Origin of the sequence: Novosphingobium sp. JCM 18896, from assembly GCF_025938095.1 — a bacterium.
Classification (GTDB): domain Bacteria; phylum Pseudomonadota; class Alphaproteobacteria; order Sphingomonadales; family Sphingomonadaceae; genus Novosphingobium.
Window position 1 is genome coordinate 177,395 of record NZ_JAPCZF010000002.1, and the last position, 16,475, is coordinate 193,869.

15 protein-coding genes and 1 pseudogene are annotated in these 16,475 nt (G+C 65.9%); 6 read left to right on the plus strand and 10 right to left on the minus strand.

Features of this window, described 5'->3' with window-relative positions; translation table 11 throughout:
* Positions 1 to 3 precede the first annotated feature (3 nt).
* On the minus strand, positions 4 to 1,425 hold the full coding sequence (locus tag OLX23_RS06660) for a serpin family protein (RefSeq protein ID WP_413629782.1): 1,422 nt from the start codon (positions 1,423 to 1,425) through the stop codon (positions 4 to 6).
* A 118-nt stretch (positions 1,426 to 1,543) separates the two neighbouring features.
* Here OLX23_RS06660 and rpsT point away from each other — a divergent pair, with 118 nt between their 5' ends.
* From rpsT to OLX23_RS06675, 3 genes are all read left to right on the plus strand, one after another.
* The gene (gene rpsT / locus OLX23_RS06665; protein WP_264443935.1) at positions 1,544 to 1,804 is read left to right on the plus strand and encodes a 30S ribosomal protein S20; all 261 of its coding nucleotides are present in this window, start codon (positions 1,544 to 1,546) and stop codon (positions 1,802 to 1,804) included.
* Positions 1,805 to 2,317: 513 nt separating this feature from the next.
* Positions 2,318 to 3,748: a chromosomal replication initiator protein DnaA gene (gene dnaA / locus OLX23_RS06670; RefSeq protein ID WP_264443937.1), complete on the plus strand. Its 1,431-nt coding sequence runs from the start codon at positions 2,318 to 2,320 to the stop codon at positions 3,746 to 3,748.
* Positions 3,749 to 3,855: 107 nt separating this feature from the next.
* Entirely contained in the window at positions 3,856 to 4,650 is a 795-nt protein-coding gene (locus OLX23_RS06675; protein WP_264443938.1) for a HesA/MoeB/ThiF family protein, read from the plus strand.
* On the opposite strand, the gene OLX23_RS06680 is transcribed toward OLX23_RS06675, so the two are convergent.
* Together OLX23_RS06680 and OLX23_RS06685 are read right to left on the minus strand one after the other, a co-directional pair.
* A complete protein-coding gene (locus OLX23_RS06680; RefSeq protein WP_264443939.1) occupies positions 4,615 to 4,950 on the minus strand; it encodes a GFA family protein in 336 nt (111 codons plus the stop codon). The two genes, OLX23_RS06675 and OLX23_RS06680, sit on opposite strands and share 36 nt — an antisense overlap.
* Positions 4,947 to 5,645: an NAD-dependent deacylase gene (locus OLX23_RS06685; RefSeq protein WP_264444898.1), complete on the minus strand. Its 699-nt coding sequence runs from the start codon at positions 5,643 to 5,645 to the stop codon at positions 4,947 to 4,949. The genes OLX23_RS06680 and OLX23_RS06685 overlap by 4 nt, the downstream gene beginning before the upstream one ends.
* Before the next feature lie 36 nt (positions 5,646 to 5,681).
* Between OLX23_RS06685 and dapB the strand changes: the two genes are divergently transcribed.
* Both dapB and nth read left to right on the plus strand, forming a co-directional pair.
* Entirely contained in the window at positions 5,682 to 6,410 is a 729-nt protein-coding gene (dapB, locus tag OLX23_RS06690) for a 4-hydroxy-tetrahydrodipicolinate reductase (protein WP_264443941.1), read from the plus strand.
* A gap of 13 nt (positions 6,411 to 6,423) precedes the next feature.
* A complete protein-coding gene (gene nth, locus OLX23_RS06695) occupies positions 6,424 to 7,101 on the plus strand; it encodes an endonuclease III (RefSeq protein ID WP_264443943.1) in 678 nt (225 codons plus the stop codon).
* A 4-nt stretch (positions 7,102 to 7,105) separates the two neighbouring features.
* Here the strand turns inward: nth and OLX23_RS06700 are convergent, their stop codons facing one another.
* From OLX23_RS06700 to dapE, 3 genes are all read right to left on the minus strand, one after another.
* Positions 7,106 to 8,350 carry a dicarboxylate/amino acid:cation symporter gene (locus OLX23_RS06700; RefSeq protein ID WP_264444899.1) on the minus strand — a complete coding sequence of 415 codons (1,245 nt, stop codon included), beginning with the start codon at positions 8,348 to 8,350 and terminating at the stop codon, positions 7,106 to 7,108.
* A 120-nt stretch (positions 8,351 to 8,470) separates the two neighbouring features.
* On the minus strand, positions 8,471 to 9,790 hold the full coding sequence (locus OLX23_RS06705) for a dicarboxylate/amino acid:cation symporter (RefSeq protein ID WP_264443945.1): 1,320 nt from the start codon (positions 9,788 to 9,790) through the stop codon (positions 8,471 to 8,473).
* 83 nt (positions 9,791 to 9,873) lie between these two features.
* Positions 9,874 to 11,007: a succinyl-diaminopimelate desuccinylase gene (dapE, locus tag OLX23_RS06710; protein ID WP_264443946.1), complete on the minus strand. Its 1,134-nt coding sequence runs from the start codon at positions 11,005 to 11,007 to the stop codon at positions 9,874 to 9,876.
* Positions 11,008 to 11,065: 58 nt separating this feature from the next.
* Between dapE and OLX23_RS06715 the strand changes: the two are divergent.
* Positions 11,066 to 11,532: pseudogene (locus tag OLX23_RS06715) on the plus strand (cupin domain-containing protein).
* Between the two features lie 23 nt (positions 11,533 to 11,555).
* Here the strand turns inward: OLX23_RS06715 and OLX23_RS06720 are convergent.
* From OLX23_RS06720 to yidC, 4 genes are all read right to left on the minus strand, one after another.
* Positions 11,556 to 12,227, minus strand: coding sequence for a glutathione S-transferase family protein (locus OLX23_RS06720; protein ID WP_264443947.1), 672 nt, complete (start codon positions 12,225 to 12,227; stop codon positions 11,556 to 11,558).
* 61 nt (positions 12,228 to 12,288) lie between these two features.
* Positions 12,289 to 13,974 (minus strand): hypothetical protein, encoded by a 1,686-nt coding sequence (locus OLX23_RS06725; RefSeq protein ID WP_264443948.1) that lies wholly within the window; start codon positions 13,972 to 13,974, stop codon positions 12,289 to 12,291.
* Between the two features lie 49 nt (positions 13,975 to 14,023).
* A complete protein-coding gene (gene yihA / locus OLX23_RS06730) occupies positions 14,024 to 14,686 on the minus strand; it encodes a ribosome biogenesis GTP-binding protein YihA/YsxC (protein ID WP_264443949.1) in 663 nt (220 codons plus the stop codon).
* Positions 14,687 to 14,696: 10 nt separating this feature from the next.
* Positions 14,697 to 16,454, minus strand: coding sequence for a membrane protein insertase YidC (yidC, locus tag OLX23_RS06735; protein WP_264443951.1), 1,758 nt, complete (start codon positions 16,452 to 16,454; stop codon positions 14,697 to 14,699).
* Between the last annotated feature and the right edge of the window lie 21 nt (positions 16,455 to 16,475).

The window sequence follows — 16,475 nt, forward strand, 5'->3', positions numbered from 1 at the left end:
GCACTAGCCCGCGGACGGCGCGACGTAGCGGCCCATAAAGAGGATGAGGCCAGTACGGCGGTCGCGCAGCAGGAACAGGAATGGCTTGTCGGCGCGGAAGATGAAGGGCGGCGGCGGTGGCGGGCCTCGGCGGCCCGACGTGACTATATCCATGATGACAGCTGTCGCGGCTGCCGCCTCGGAGCCTGCCTCATCGACGTCGAGATAGGCCTGATGAATGACCTTTCTGATCTTGAGCCCCGCACTCTCAGGCTCATGCGGCAAAGGAAAACTCGTCATTCCCGAAAAGTCAGCACGATCCGAAAACGCGGTCGTAGCCCCCACTTCTTTTAGCGTGTCCACCAAGTCCTGGCGCCATTCGACGCGCATCTTTGGCAAAGTCAGGATCGTGTCTCGGAAATCTCCCCCCTGCAGGTCACCCAGCCAGCGCGTCAGTTCTTCGGACGTCAGTTCGGCCTCGAAGCGAGGGAGCGCTTCCCGCGAGTTTGGAACGAACACCGCCATTTCGATCTCGCGCCCCTGATAGGGCAGGAGAATTGCCTTGATCCCTTTGCGCTCGACGATCTGGAATGACGCGCGCTGGGTCATCAGCGGAATGACCGGCTTTTCGCCCGCCAGCGTCTCGAAAACTTGGGACTTGGTCGCTGCCGCGTCGAAGCCCTGCGCCCACAATCCCTTCCAGTAGATCGTGTTCACGAGAATCGCGCGCGTTCCATCCGTGACATCTGGGGACAGCAACAAATCCCGAATCTTGCCCCGCGTACGGTCCTCGACCCAGCCGTTGATCCGAGTTCGCGCCGTCTCGGCATTCTTCTGAAAATCCACCCGCTGCAAACCGGCATCAGCGAATCGCGCCATGTCGGCTTCGTATTCGGGCAGCAGCGAAATGCCGTCCTGAAGCCAGATAGCATTGCCCGTACGCAGTTCGCGGCCCTCGCCCACGAAATTCATGCTCGCGAGGATTTGCGCATTGGCCCGCAGGTATTCGCGCGGCGGCTGGCCGAAACGGAGCACGCGCTCGAGCTCGGCCGCGGTCTCGCCGCGCGCACCGCGATAGGCGAGGCCCACCGCGACCGAGACGCTGGCGGGCGAGAGGAAGTGATTCTCGCCCGTCTTGAGCGTCCGGCGATAGAGGTCGAGCGAGAAGGCATTGATCCCGGCCACGGCCGCCTGGGCTTCGGCATCGAGCGGCGCCGCGAGCGGAACATGACGGACCGGCGCAGGAATCTCGTCCACCGCCGGCTCTGGCGACTGTGCCGCCAAAGGCTGGCTAGCCAAAGTCGCGGCCAGCGCCGTCAGAACACGCGCGCGCATCGACATCATACAGCTCTCCCCCACGAACCGCTCGCATCCTGGACGGTGCCGCGCTACGCCTTGGTAAAGCGCGGCATGAGGGCGCATCCCTATGCCACGGGGCCGGGCCATATTGCTTGACGATTCGGACCCTCGTCGCTAAGGGCCGCGCTTTCCGGCGGGCTTGCTCGCCCGCAATGCTATCGATTTTTACCAGCTACGGCCCCTGCGGCCATGACAGAGGACAGACATGGCCAATACGCCGCAAGCCCGTAAGCGCATCCGCCGCAACGAAAACCGCGCCCTGATCAACGGCAACCGCCTGAGCCGCATCCGCACCTTCGTGAAGAAGGTCGAGGCCGCGCTCGCCGGTGGCGACAAGGACGCCGCCGCTGCCGCGCTCAAGGAAGCCCAGCCCGAAATGGCGCGTGGCGTCGCACGCGGCGTGCTTCACAAGAACACTGCCTCGCGCAAGCTGTCGCGTCTGACGAAGCGCGTCGCCGCTCTCTGATTCGATATGCGATTCGCTCGCTCATAACGCAGTGAGCGGGACGAAAACGGAACATGGCCGGTGCCTCGGGCGCCGGCCATTTTTTCATGTCCGGAAGACACGATGATGACGTTCCGGTGAAGTCCTTGAATTCCCGCGATTCGGCGCAGACCCTGAGAAATATTCTAATGAATTCATAGGGTTGATTGGGCGTTAGGGATTGCCTCAGCCGTTCCGCTGTCAAGGCAGTATATTTCAATTTTTTTGCAGGGCGCGCCTTGCTCTTCGCGCCAAGTCATCCATAAATCGGTCCTCCCAGCGCAGGGTCGCGCCGGGGAAATTGCTACAGAAATTCGAGTGGGGCACCGCATCTCTGGATGGGGTGAGAGGGTTTCGTGCGCATGTGCGATTTCCGACGGGAATCGTGTGCGTGTGTGGGGTCGTACAATTTTAGAGGAGGACCGTGTGACGGTTTCTCAGACGGGGGGACGCGTGACTGCGACACCTGGCAAAGGTAAGGTTTGCGACGCGAAGATGGATGAGGATCGGGAAGCGCTCGACTTGGCGGCGGACTGGGCTGACATCAGCCAGGGTCTCCGCAAGGACCTGGGCCAGCAACTCCACAGCCAATGGATCAAGCCGATTCAGGTCGGTTCGTTCTGCAAGGAAACGGGTACGCTCGACCTGTTCCTGCCGACCGAGTTCTCCGCCAACTGGGTGGCCGATCGATTCGCCGATCGCCTCTCGCTGGCGTGGAAGATCGCGCGGCCCGACGTGCGCCATGTACGCATCTCGGTCCACCCGGGCCGTCGCCCGCTGCCCGAGCTGCGACTCGGCGGTGCCGGCGGCAGCGCCCGCCGTCCGGCCAATGACGGTGCACCGTCGCTCGACACGGGTGCCGCCAGCCTCGGCGGCCAGGAATTCGGCGCGCTCGTCCAGGGCTCGGTGGGCCTCGACCCGTCGCTGACCTTCGCCAGCTTCGTCACGGGTAATGCCAACGTGCTCGCCTGCAACGCCGCGCAGCGCATGGCCGCGGTCGAATCGCCGCAGTTCTCGCCGCTCTACCTCAAGGCCGCCACCGGCCAGGGCAAGACGCACCTGCTTCATGCGATCGGCCACGCCTATCTGCAGGCGCACCCGCGGGCGCGCATCTTCTACTGCTCGGCCGAGCGCTTCATGGTCGAATTCGTTCAGGCGCTGCGCCAGAACCAGATGATCGAGTTCAAGTCGCGGCTGCGCGGCTTCGACCTGCTGCTGGTCGACGACATCCAGTTCATCATCGGCAAGGCTTCGGCGCAGGAAGAGCTGCTCTACACGATCGACGCGCTGCTGGCCGAGGGCAAGCGGCTGGTCTTCGCCGCCGACCGTGCGCCGCAGGCGCTCGACGGCGTCGAGCAGCGTCTGCTGAGCCGCCTGTCGATGGGCCTCGTCGCCGACATCCAGCCGGCCGACATCGAACTGCGCCGCTCGATCCTCGAGCATCGCCTCGCGCGCTTCGCCCCCAGCGACGTGCCGAGCGACGTGATCGAGTTCCTGGCGCGCACGATCAACCGCAACGTCCGCGAGCTCGTCGGCGGGCTCAACAAGCTGATCGCCTATGCCCAGCTGACGGGCCAGGCGGTTTCGCTCCAGCTCGCCGAAGAACAGCTCACCGACATCCTCTCGGCGAATCGCAAGCGCATCACGATCGACGAGATCCAGCGCACGGTCTGCCAGTTCTACCGCGTCGACCGCACCGAAATGGCCTCCAAGCGCCGCGCCCGCGCGGTCGTTCGACCGCGCCAGGTGGCGATGTACCTCGCCAAGGTGCTGACGCCGCGCTCGTACCCCGAGATCGGCCGCAAGTTCGGCGGCCGCGATCACTCGACGGTGATCCACGCGGTGCGCCTGATCGAAGACCTGCGCGCCCGCGACGCCGACATGGACGGCGACGTTCGCAGCCTGCTGCGCCAGCTCGAGAGCTGAGCACCAGTCACCCTTCGACAAGCTCAGGGTGAGCGGTTAGGGGCAGAATATCCCCAACCCCGTTCGTGCTGAGCTTGTCGAAGCACGCGTGCGCAAGGCCGCCCGACATGCTCCCGCCCGATCGCCTCAACCGCTTCGCACGCCATATCGTCCTGCCCGAAGTGGGGGGCGCCGGGCAGGTCGCACTCGCGCAATCGCACGTCACACTGATGGGCTGCGGGGGAATCGGCAGCCCCGCGCTGCAGTATCTGGCCGCCGCGGGAATCGGTCGGCTCACGCTGATCGACAGCGACACGGTCGAGGAAAGCAATCTTCAGCGGCAAACGATATTCACGCCCGCAGACATCGGCCGGGCCAAGGCCGAAGTGGCAGCGGACTGGGTAACGCGCTTCGATCCGGCGATCGAGGTCCGAACGGTCGTGGCCAGGGTGGGAACCGGCAACGCCGCGCAAATCCTGGAAGGCAGCGACCTCGTACTCGACGGCTGTGACAACTTCGCGACTCGGCTGGCCGTGTCGGACGCCTGCGTCGCGCTCGGCATTCCGCTGACCAGCGCCGCGCTCGGCCGCTTCCAGGGGCAGATCGCCAACTTCGCCGGGCACTTGGACGGAGAGGCCTGCTATCGCTGCTTCGTCGGCGACGCCTTCGATGCCGAGGACTGCGACACCTGCGCCGCCGACGGCGTGCTCGGCGCGATGGCCGGCACGGTCGGCACTTTCACGGCGATGCACGCGATTCGCGTGCTGCTCGAGGGCAAGGCCGCGCTCGGCCAGCCGCTCTGGGGCCAGCTCCAGCTATTCGACGGCCTCGCGCCGAGCCTCAGGGCGCTGAAGATCGCCAAGGATCCCGAGTGCAAGGGCTGCGGCTCACCAACTCGCGCCGTCGATCAGACGGCGGGGTAGCGCTTCCCATAGCGCGGGATCGAACAGCCTGAGGTTCACCCCCATACGATCGTAGGCCGGATCGAACGCGGTCCAGTGCGTGATGATCCCGCAGGTCGGGCAATGCCACAGCGTCATGGTTCGATCGCCCTGCACATAGCCTTGGCCCTCGCCTTCCACCGTCACCCGATTCGGCGAGGAATAGGTCCACAGCGCGCCGGTGCGCCGGCAGATCGAGCAGTTGCATTGGCCGGCATCGACCGGGTCGTCGGCGATCGTGATCTTGATGGCGCCGCAATGGCAGCTCCCATGGTGGCTCATGCCAGAATCTCCTCGACCCAGGCCGGGACGATCTCGGTCGCCGGCCCCAGCCGGCTCTCGTGGAACCAGGACGAACCCTGCGACGGCTCGAGATTGAGCTCGAGCGTCCGCACGCCGAGATCGCGCGCGCCGCGCACGAAGCCGGCGGCAGGATAGACCGCGCCCGAAGTGCCGATCGAGACGAACAGGTCCGCCGCGCGCAGCGCCGCGTAGATCGCGTCCATCCGGTAGGGCATCTCGCCGAACCAGACGACGTCGGGTCGCAGCGCGCTTTCGCCGCACCGCGGGCAGGCCGGCCGGTCGATCAGCGGCCCGGTCCAGGGCGAGCGCTGGTCGCAGGCCGTGCACCAGGCGTTCAGATGCTCGCCATGCATGTGCAGCATCCGCCGCGCCCCGCCGCGCTCGTGAAGATCGTCGATGTTCTGCGTGACGATCAGCAAATCACCCGACCACTCGGCATCGAGCCGGCCCAGCGCCAAGTGCGCCGCGTTGGGCTGCTTCTCCTGGATCGCCGCACGGCGCATGTCGTAGAAGCCGAGCACGAGATCGGGATCGCGCGCGAAAGCCTCGGGCGTGGCGACGTCCTCGGGCTTGTAGCGCTCCCACAGCCCGCCGGCGGTGCGGAAGGTGTCGATGCCGCTTTCGGCGCTGACACCCGCGCCGGTGAGGATCACGATGTTGCGGATTTGGCTCATCGCGGCCATGAAGCACGCCCTGAAGCGGAGATGCAAATGGCGCGTATCGGAATCATCGGCAGCGAAGGACGCATGGGCCAGGCGATCGCCGCGGCCCTGGCGGCCGCAGGCGAGACGCTGTCGGGCGGGATCGACAAGGGCGGCGACGTCGAGGCGCTGGCCAAGGTCAGCGACGTGCTGATCGACTTTTCCTCGCCGCACGCGCTCGAAGCCAATCTCGACGCGGCGGTGGCGGCGGGCATTCCGATCGTGGTCGGCACCACCGGGCTGGAGGAACGCCACCATTTCCTCTGCGACAACGCCGCCGAGGGTACGGCCGTGCTCCAGACGGGCAACACCTCGCTCGGCGTCACCCTGCTCGCCCATCTCGTGCGCGAGGCGGCGCAGCGGCTCGGCGACGACTGGGACATCGAGATCGTCGAGACGCACCACCGCAACAAGGTCGACGCCCCCTCGGGCACGGCCCTGCTGCTCGGCGAAGCGGCCGCAGAGGGCCGCGGTATCGGCCTCTCGCAGATGAGCGAACGCGGCCGCGACGGCATCACCGGCAAGCGCGGCGAGGGTACGATCGGCTTCGCGTCCCTGCGCGGCGGATCGGTCGCGGGCGACCACACGGTCCACTTCCTCGCCGACAACGAGCGCCTGTCGCTGTCCCACCTGGCCGAGAACCGTACGATCTTCGCCAAGGGCGCGGTGCGCGCGGCGCAGTGGCTGCTCGGCAAGCCCAAGGGCCGCTACACGATGCCCGAGGTATTGGGTCTGTGAGAGTTTTGGGACTTTGAAAAACGCTGACGTCTTCGAGTTCTTCCGCCGTCTCGCCGAGGCCAACCCCTCGCCCGAGACCGAGCTCGAATTCGGCAACACCTACCAGTTGCTCGTCGCCGTGGTGATGTCGGCGCAGTCGACCGACGTCGGCGTCAACAAGGCGACGCGCGCGCTGTTTCGCGAGGTGAAGACGCCGCAGCAGATGGTCGATCTGGGCGAAGAGGCGCTCAAGCAGCACATCAAGACCATCGGCCTGTTCAATTCGAAGGCCAAGAACGTCATCGCCCTGTCTGAGATCCTCGTGCGTGACTACGATGGCGAGGTTCCGGCCGATCGCGACGCGCTGGTCGAACTGCCGGGTGTCGGCCGCAAGACCGCCAACGTCGTGATGAATTCGGCCTTCGGTGCCGAGACCTTCGCGGTCGACACGCACATCTTCCGCGTCGGCAACCGCACCGGCCTAGCCAAAGGCAAGACCCCGCTAGCGGTCGAGAAGCAGCTCGACAAGAAGGTGCCCGGCCCATTTCGTGTCGGCGCGCATCACTGGCTGATCCTGCACGGCCGCTACGTCTGCAAGGCGCGCACGCCCGAGTGCTGGCGCTGCGCGGTGGTCGATCTCTGCGCCTACAAGGCCAAGGTTCTCGAAAAGGGCGCCAAGCCCGCCGCGAAAGGCGCGAAGAAGGCCGCCTGACGCTTCAGGCCGGCCTCGGCGATAGCGGCTTGGCCGAGATCACCGTCGCCGCGACGAGATCGCCGACGACGTTCAGGGTCGTACGGCACATGTCGAGGAAGCGGTCGACGCCGAGGATCAGGCCGATCCCCTCGGGCGGCACGCCGACGCTGCCCAGGATCAGCGCGATCACCGGTAGAGAACCCGCCGGAACGCCCGCCGTACCGATTCCCGCGAGGATGCAGACCAGCATGACGAAGAGCTGTTGGCTCAAGCTCAGGTCGATCCCGAAGAACTGCGCGAGGAACAGCACCGTCACGCCCTCGAACATCGCCGTGCCGTTCTGGTTGGCCGTGGCGCCGATCGTCAGGACGAAGCGCGCGACCTGCGGCGGCAGGCGCAGCCGTTCGTCGGCGACGCGCAAGGTGGTCGGCAAGGTGGCGTTGGACGAGGCCGTGGCGAAGGCCATCACCGTCGCTTCCTGGATCTGGCGATAGAAGGTGACCGGGTTCTTGCCCGCGAGCAGCCGCAGCAGCAGCGGGAAGACGACGAACATCTGCACGCCGAGCGCCAGCAGCACGACGCCGACATAGGCCGCGAGCTTGGCCAGCAGGTCCCAGCCGAACTGCGCCGCCAGGTTGAACATGAAACAGAAGATCGCGATCGGGGCGAGCTGGATGACCAGGCCGATCAGCTTCATCGAGATCTCGAACAGCCCCTCGAACAGGGTCTTGAGCGTGTCGGTCTTCGGCCCCTGGGTCAGCAGCAGGCCGACACCGAAGAACAGCGCGAAGAACATCACCGCGAGGATGTCGTTCTCGCTCATCGCCGTGATCAGGTTCGAGGGCACGATGCCGACCAGCGCGTCGACCCCGGTCTTGGCCTTGCCCGATTGCTCGACGATCCCCGCCGCGCCGGCGCGGGCCTGCTCGATCAGTTGACTGGCCGCAGCCGGATCGATGCCACCGCCCGGACGCAGCAGGTTGACCGCCAGCAGGCTGACCGCAACGGCGATCGACGAGACCACCAGCGTATAGACCAGGGTCCGCACGCCGACCGAGCGCAGCGCCCGGATCTCACCCATCTCGGCGATGCCGACGACGAGCGCCGAGAACAGCAGCGGCAGCACCAGCATGAACAACAGCCGCAGGAAGATCTGCCCGATCGGCGTCGTGACATAGGTGATCGCCGTGGCGACCCAGGCCGCATCGCGCGCGGTCGCATAGACCAGCAGGCCCAACCCAAGCCCCAGCACGAAGCCCGCCACCATCCGCCATTGCAGCGCCGAATGCGACTCCTCGGGCGAAGCGGCTTCGGGGGCAGTCGTATGGGGCGCTGGGGCGGCTTGGCTCATGTCACCTTAGCGCCGGCCGGCCCCTCAGGTTCCCGATCAATCGTCGGGCGTCGGATCGAGGTTCAACCCTTGGCGGCCATGCGCGACCGTGTCGTGCGGGGCCTCGGCGACGAAGGGCGCATCGGGATCGCGCATCGGCTGGAGCATGCCTTCCCACTTGGTGATCACCGCCGTCGCCACGGCATTGCCGAGCACGTTGGTCGCGGTGCGCCCCATGTCGAGGAAGGTGTCGACGCCGAGGATCAGCGCGATGCCCTCCACCGGCAGACCGAACTGCGTGAGCGTCGCGGCGATCACGACGAGGCTCGCGCGCGGCACCGCGGCGATGCCCTTCGAAGTGACCATCAAGGTCAGCAGCATGGCGATCTGCTGGCCGATCGACAGGTGGATGCCATAGGCCTGGGCGATGAACATCGTCGCGAAGCTCGTGTACATCATCGAGCCGTCGAGATTGAAGCTGTAGCCCAGCGGCAGGACGAAGCCCGAGATGCGGCGCGGCACGCCGAACTTGTCGAGCTGCTCGAACAGCCGCGGCAGTGCGCTTTCCGAGCTCGCGGTCGAGAAGGCCAGCAGCACCGGCTCGCGGATATAGCGCGCCAGCGCGATCGCGCGCTTCTTGAGCACGAGCGCGCACATGCCGAACAGGATCGACCAGAGGATCAGCAGCCCAAAGTAGAACTCGCTCATCAGCGCGGCATAGGTGATGACGATGCCGAAGCCGCGGATCGCGATGACCGAGGCCATGGCGCCGAACACCGCGAAAGGCGCGAAGCGCATGACGTAGTCGGTCGCCTGCATCATCACCTGGGCCAGCGCGTCGAGCCCCTTGACGATGATCTCGCCCTTCTCGCGCAGCGCCGACAGCGCAACGCCGAAGAACAGCGAGAACACCAGGATCTGCAGCACGTTGTTCTTGGCCATCGCATCGGCCGCGCTGGTCGGGAACACCTCGAGCACGAAGTGGCGGAAGGTGAAGTCGCCCGTGGCGAGCTGGCCGATGTCGCCGCCCGCCTTGAACGCCAGCCCGACGCCCGGCTGGAACACGTTGATCAGCAACAAACCGACGCCGATCGAGATCAGGCTGGCGGTGATGAACCAGGCCAGAGCCCGCCCACCGATCCGGCCGAGCGCGGCGCTGTCGCCCATGTTGGCGATGCCGGTGACGAGGGTGGCGAAGACCAGCGGCGCGATGATCATCTTGATCAGGTGCAGGAACACGTCGGGCAGCAGCTTCAAAGTATCGGCGATCTGCGCGAGCGTCTTGTCGCCCTCGGGGAAGCTGTGATGCAGCGCGGTGCCCACCGCGATGCCCAGGAACAGGCCCGTCAGGATCCAGATCGTCAAACGTCGCGTCATTCGGGATACCCTGTCAGAAAGCCGTCGGCGCGCAGGCTATCAGCGCGGCGCAGGCCCGGCAAATACCGCAAGCTGCGTAGGTGTCAGTCGCCCAGCGCGGCGTCGGCCACGCGGCGGTAGATCCGCGTCAGGACTTCGAGATCGGCGATCGCCACGGCCTCGTCGCGCTTGTGCATCGTCGCGTTGGACAGGCCGAACTCGATCACCGGGCACAGCGCGCGCAGGAAGCGCGCGTCGGAGGTGCCGCCGCTGGTCGAAGCCTCGGGGACGATACCGGTCTCGACCTCGACCGCCTCGGACACGAGGCGCGAGAATTCGCCGGGCAGGGTCAGGAAAGCCTCGCCCGAGATGACCGCACGCGTCGTGCCGCCGTGACGCGCGGCGATCTCGGCCACGCGGTCGGCCAGGCCCTGGCCCGTGTGCAGGTCGTTGAAGCGGATCGACACGCGTGCCGAAGCCTTGGCCGGGATCACGTTGGTCGCCGGATTGCCGATGCCGATGTCGGTGATCTCGAGGTTAGAGGCCTGGAACCAGTCGGTCCCCTCGTCGAGCACCAGCGCGTCGAGCTCGGCCAGCAGCGCCACCAGCTTGGGCGCCGGATTGTCCGCAAGATGCGGATAGGCGACGTGGCCCTGGGTACCCTCGACGTCGATCCAGATGTTGACCGAGCCGCGCCGGCCGATCTTCATCACGTCACCGAGCCGCGTCGACGAGGTCGGCTCGCCCACCAGGCAGAGATCGGGAATCGCGCCGACACTGCGCATATGCTCGATCAGCGCGACCGTGCCGTACTTGGCCGGGCCTTCCTCGTCGCCGGTGATGATGAAGCTGAGGGTGCCGGCATCGGCCGGGATCTCGCGCACCGCGGCGACCATCGCCGCGATCGCGCCCTTCATGTCGACCGCACCCCGCCCGTGGAGCAGGTCCCCGCGCCGTTCGGGCGCGAAAGGCGCCGAGGTCCAGCCGTCACCCGGCGGCACGACGTCGACATGGCCGGCGAAGGCGAAGTGGCGGCTGCCCGGCGGGCCCTGGCGGATCGCGAAGAGGTTCTCCACCGGCCCATCGGGCTCCTCGCCGGTCACCGCGCGGTGGACCGCGAAGCCCAGCGGCGCGAGCTGCGCCTCGAGGCAATCGAACACGAGCCCGGCCGCCGGCGTGACGCTCGGGCAGGCGATGAGGGCTTCGGCGAGGTCGAGGACGGTTTCGGCGACTTGCATGGGTATCTGCCGGCATATGGGCTATATCGCGCGGAAACAATACGGAACGAGGGAAACCATGCCGAAGCTCGATCTCGAAGCGATCCCGCAGACCAACCGTACCGGCTATCCGGCGCCGTTCAACGAAGCGGTCCAGGGTCGCTGGTATCGACGGCTCGCACCCGTGGCGGGCTGACCCAGTTCGGGGCGAGCCACGTCGTGCTCAAGCCCGGCGCCTGGTCCTCGCAGCGGCACTGGCATCGCGGCGAGGACGAGCTGCTGGTAATGCTCGCCGGCGAGGCCGTGCTGATCGAGGATGGCGGCCGCACCGTGCTCCGCCCCGGCGACGTCTGCGCCTGGCCGCGCGACGTCGAGAACGGCCACCACCTGATCAACGAGAGCGATGCCGACTGCGTCTTCGTCGCGATCAGCGCCGGCCCCGATGCCGGCGGCTCCTATCCCGACATCGACATGATGTGGACGGGCGACGGCCGCTATCTGCACAAGGACGGCGAGCCTTACGAAAGCCCGGGCAGACCGGCCTAATTGTCCTCCCGATACGGAGAGGATTACACCCGCACGCCAGGCGCCTCGTACTGCTCGATCACCCATTCCTCGGCCTCGGCCGCGGCGATCCATTGCTGCAGCCATTCGTGCTCCCACACGGCCTCCATATAGGCCTGGGCGAAGCCGGGAACGCCGATGCCGTAGGTCACGAAGCGACTGACCACGGGCGCATAGATGACGTCGGCCGCGCAGAACGAGCCGAACAGGTAGGGCCCACCCTTGCCGAACCGCGCACGCGCCTCGGCCCAGAGGCCGAGGATGCGGACGATGTCGCCGCGCGCCTCGTCGTCGATCTCCCAGCGCTCGAAGCGGCGGCGGATGTTCATCGGGCATTGCCGGCGCAGCGCGAAATAGGACGAATGCATCTCGGCCACCATCGACCGCGCCATGGCGCGCGCGTCGTCGGCCTTGGGCCAGAAGCGGTCGCGGCCGACCTTGTCGGCCAGATATTCGATGATCGCGAGGCTGTCCCAGACCACTGCGTCGCCGTCCCACAGCACGGGTACCTTGCCCTGCGAGGGGCTGATCTCGCCGATCTGCTTCTTCTGCGCTTCCCAGTCGTCGCCGTGGATCGGGACCTGGATCTCCTCGAAGGCCACCCCCGACTGCTTGGCGGCGAGCCAACCGCGCAGCGACCACGACGAGTAGTTCTTGTTGCCGATGATGAGCTTCATGCCGGCAAGGCTAGGCGTTCAGGCTGACGGTGTCGAGAATGAACGAGAGGAGTACGAGGTGCTAGATCGTACCGTAGTAATGCAAGAACGCTGGTGAGCGCCAAATATCTTCAAACTTGGAGCCATGGTACTGTGATCGCCACTTTTCGAACCATCGCAACGCCGCCGGGGAACACGGCTGCCTGTCGGCAAACCTCAAGAAGTAACGGGTTTCCCTGCGCGAGCCGAAGTTGGACGATTTCGCATGCGCGGACCGTGGAAAGCAAAGGACATAGGCGCCTTCGTGGACCGAAAGGCCTTGGATGGGCTCTTCGACGACCAACTGCGTATCGATGATTCGAAGCGGGCTATCGCGATCGACGATCAGCCAGTCAGGTTGCCGCGATGCAATATAGTCCAGAAGCCTATTGTCCCGCATCCGCTCGATCTGTTCGTAACTCCCGACAAGCCCCTCAAGCTGGATGACGCGGAACCGGTCATCGAGGAAATAGCCGAAGATCCCGGCGCGGTCACCGATTGCGAATGTCATCCGTCCCCGCCCATCGCGATTGAGCGCCCGGGCGACGAGCACACTGTCCGATCCGAATGCGATTTTGGACTTGCTATCGAACGGCTCGGTCAGGGGCCGGAATCGGCCGTAGTGGACCCAGAGCGCCGCAGAAATATGCGTCAGGAGGATGACCAACGCGACGATCCGCCACACCCGGCCAGCGACGTGATAGCGGCCCCGCAATCCGGCTTGAATATCGGCAAGCTCAAGCAGGACGAAATAGACGACCAGCATCACCGACCAGAGGTACCATGGCCAGAGAGGCCAACCGGAAAGGATGCCGTAATAGAGCGCCGATACCACGACTGCGGAGAAACAGGCCGCCAGCGGGCCAGGATGCCGCAACGCGTAGATGCCTTTCAAACGGAGCAATAGCAGCGGACTCATCACGACGAGCGCCGGAATCAGGCGATTCATCAGGCGCAAACCTGTCGGCAGGTTCTCTCCGGGAATGTTGCCGACGGCTTTCGCGAGCCCCGACACCGGAACCAGCGTGCCGAACATGGCCAGATTGACAGCCATATATGCCGCAACAACCGCGATCAGAACGACGTGCTCGGCCCAACCGATCCTGCGTTTCGTGACCAGGTCATAGAGCGCGCGCCCGGCCACGAGAGCCAGAGCGTCGAGCCGTGCCAGAAACAACAGGCTCGCGAAAATGCCCCTCGTTTTCCAGGATCCGGCCTTGAAATAGAGCAGCGCCAGAGGCGGGATCAGCGCCGTCTCCATCCCGGTGATCATGACGTCAGGGAACAGCACGACGGCCAAAGCCGCCGGCCAGGCATGGCCGTGGAACCGGCGCGACAGGAGCATGAAACTCACCACCGCGACGAGCGCGATCGCATGAGTCAAAGCAACGAGCAGGACCCTATCACCGCCAACAAGCTTCGCCGCAAAGCTCAGGACGATCAGCCACAGCGGCTGATAGCCATTGGTCTCGATCGGGAGACTGAAAGCGCTGACACCGTGCCCGGCGACGTTCCTGGCAATCCCGAGATAGTAATAGGCATCGTCCTGGAAGAACGTGACCCATTCCACGGGATCGAAGTGCAAAGTGACCCAGATGGCGAAAATCTGCTGCCCGATGACGAAGGCTATCAGCGCGAAGGCAAGGCCTTTTCCGAAGGCGGCGAGCAACCAGTCGTCGGCCCCGGCGGGATCCCCAGCGCGAGACACCGGATCGTTTTCAATGCCCATAGCGCCCCCGCTCACATCGAATGCCGTAACGGATGCTTCGTGCCGCCCTTCAAAGCTCCGCGTCGGCGAGCACCGCGGCGCGCAGTTCGTCGATGCCCAGTTTGAGCTCGGACGAGGTCACCAGCACTTCGGGATAGGCGGCGACGTGTTTGCGCGCCTCGGCCTCGGTCGCGGCCTTCACCGCGGCAAGGTCGCTGGCCTTGATCTTGTCGGCCTTGGTCAGCACCAGGCGATAGCCGACCGCCGACTGGTCGAGCATGTCCATCATCTCGATGTCGACCGGCTTGGGGCCGTGGCGCGAATCGATCAGCACCAGGGTCCGCTTGAGCACATGGCGGCCGCGCAGAAAGTCGCGCACCAGCCGCTTCCACGCTTCGACCACCTTGGGCGGCGCCTTGGCGAAGCCGTAGCCGGGCATGTCGACCAGGCGCAGCAGGGTCGGTTCGCCGACGTCGAAGAAGTTGAGCTCCTGCGTGCGGCCCGGCGTGACCGAGGCGCGCGCGATCGCGCGGCGGCCGGTCAGCGCGTTGAGCAGCGACGACTTGCCGACGTTCGAACGCCCGGCGAAAGCGATCTCGGGCGCGTCGGGATCGGGCAGGAACTTGAGCGCGGGCGCGCTCTTGAGGAATTCCACCCGCCCCGAGAACAGCTTGCCTGCGCGCTCGATCCGCTCCGCCTTGAGCTCTTCCGCGAGTTCTTCCTCTGGCGTCACCTGATCCGCCTCACTTGCCCGAGCGCGCCGTTACGACAGCGTCCTTGGCCGCCTGCGCCTTGAGCTGCGGATGCCGCGAATAGAGGTACTTCTGCTGCGCGATCGTCAGCAGGTTCGAGGTGATCCAGTAGATCAGCAGGCCTGCGGCGAAGGGCGCCATGACGAACATCATGATCCACGGCATGATCGCGAACATCTGCTGCTGCATCGGATCCATCGCCGCCGGGTTCAGCTTGAACTGCAGGTACATGGTGATGCCCAGCAGCAGCGCGAGCACGCCGATCGCCAGGAACGAGGGCGGGGTGAACGGCAGCAGGCCGAACAGGTTGAGGATGTGCAGCGGATCGGGCGCCGAAAGGTCCTTGATCCACAGCGCGAAGGGCTGGTGGCGCATCTCGATCGCCAGGATCAGCACCTTGTAGAGCGCGAAGAAGATCGGGATCTGCAGGAAGATCGGCAGACAGCCGGCGAGCGGATTGACGCCCTCCTGCTTGTACAGCGCCATGATCTCCTGCTGCTGCTTCTGCTTGTCGTCCTTGTAGCGATCCTGGATCGCCTTCATCTTCGGCTGGATCGCGCGCATCGCCGCCATCGAGGCGAACTGGCGCTGGGCGACCGGGAACATGATGCCGCGCACGATCAGGGTCAGCAGGATGATCGCGACACCGAAGTTGCCGACCGTGCTGAACAGCGCCTTCAGCAGCATGAAGATCGGCTTCTCGAACCAGCGGAACCAGCCCCAGTCGATCGCCAGGCCGAAGCGGGCGATGCCGCCGTCCTCGTAGCGATCGAGCACGGCGCTTTCCTTGGCGCCGGCGAACAGACGCGTGGTGCGCACGAGCTGCTGGCCGGGCGCCACCGCGACCGAATGGTAGAGCAGGTCGGTGCGATAGAGATTGCCGCCGAGCGAGCGGAAGTCGCTGGTCGCGGCCGACTTGGCATCGGGGATCAGCGCCGACAGCCAGTAGACGTCGGTGAAGCCGGCCCAGTTGGTCTTGCCGGGGTTCGAGACGGTCTGCGCCTCGAGCACGTCCTTGTAGTTGGTCGCGAAGGAGACCGAGCCGTCATAGGCGCCGATCGGGCCCGAGTGGACGTTGAAGCTGTCGAGGCTGGCGGTCTTGTCGGTGCGGTTGACCAGCGCGAAGGGGCGCACGGTCACGGGCGCGCCGCCGCGGTTCACGACGCTCTGCGTCGCGGTGATCATGTAGTCCTGGTCGATCGCGAACCGGATCGTGAAGACCTGGCCCGTCGGATTGGTCCAAGTGATCGCCACCGGGCTCGCCGGGGTCAGCTTGGCACCGGCGGGTGCGGTCCAGACAGTCGAGGCGTTGGGCAGGGCCACGCCCTCACCCACCCAGCCGAACTGGGCGAAATGCTGCGCGGGCGTGCCGGCGGGCGAGAAGATGCGCGCGGGGCCGCTGTCCTTCTCGACGCTCGCGGTGTGGCGCTTGGTGGTCAGATCGTCGACCAGCGCACCGGTCAGGTTGATCGAACCGGCGAGGCCCGGGGCATCGACCGGAATGCGGCCGCCGGCGGCGAGCGCGGACTTGAGGTCGCGCGCTTCGAGCGCGATGTCGGCCGAATTGGTCAGCCCGCCCTCGCGCGTCGGCTTGCCGGGTGCCGGCGCTTCGGGCGCGGCCGCGGGCGCCGCGGCGACGGGCTTGGGCTTGTTGGCGTTGGGGTAGACCTGCTTGACCCCATAGTCCCAACCGAAGAGGATCAGCGCGGTCAGCACGACCGCAATGATGATGTTACGCTGATTGTCCACGAAGGGTCCCTATTCTTGTCC

Bases quoted from the DNA above. Each gene is read 5' to 3' on its own strand.
- OLX23_RS06680 (WP_264443939.1), bottom strand. From the start codon at position 4,950: ATGAGCCACCATGGGAGCTGCCATTGCGGCGCCATCAAGATCACGATC.
- OLX23_RS06705 (WP_264443945.1), bottom strand. From the start codon at position 9,790: ATGACGCGACGTTTGACGATCTGGATCCTGACGGGCCTGTTCCTGGGC.
- OLX23_RS06685 (WP_264444898.1), bottom strand. From the start codon at position 5,645: ATGAGCCAAATCCGCAACATCGTGATCCTCACCGGCGCGGGTGTCAGC.
- dapE (WP_264443946.1), bottom strand. From the start codon at position 11,007: ATGCAAGTCGCCGAAACCGTCCTCGACCTCGCCGAAGCCCTCATCGCC.
- OLX23_RS06700 (WP_264444899.1), bottom strand. From the start codon at position 8,350: ATGGTGGCGGGCTTCGTGCTGGGGCTTGGGTTGGGCCTGCTGGTCTAT.
- OLX23_RS06720 (WP_264443947.1), bottom strand. From the start codon at position 12,227: ATGAAGCTCATCATCGGCAACAAGAACTACTCGTCGTGGTCGCTGCGC.
- dnaA (WP_264443937.1), top strand. From the start codon at position 2,318: ATGGATGAGGATCGGGAAGCGCTCGACTTGGCGGCGGACTGGGCTGAC.
- rpsT (WP_264443935.1), top strand. From the start codon at position 1,544: ATGGCCAATACGCCGCAAGCCCGTAAGCGCATCCGCCGCAACGAAAAC.
- OLX23_RS06660 (WP_413629782.1), bottom strand. From the start codon at position 1,425: ATGGCCCGGCCCCGTGGCATAGGGATGCGCCCTCATGCCGCGCTTTAC.
- dapB (WP_264443941.1), top strand. From the start codon at position 5,682: ATGGCGCGTATCGGAATCATCGGCAGCGAAGGACGCATGGGCCAGGCG.
- OLX23_RS06725 (WP_264443948.1), bottom strand. From the start codon at position 13,974: ATGGGCATTGAAAACGATCCGGTGTCTCGCGCTGGGGATCCCGCCGGG.
- OLX23_RS06675 (WP_264443938.1), top strand. From the start codon at position 3,856: ATGCTCCCGCCCGATCGCCTCAACCGCTTCGCACGCCATATCGTCCTG.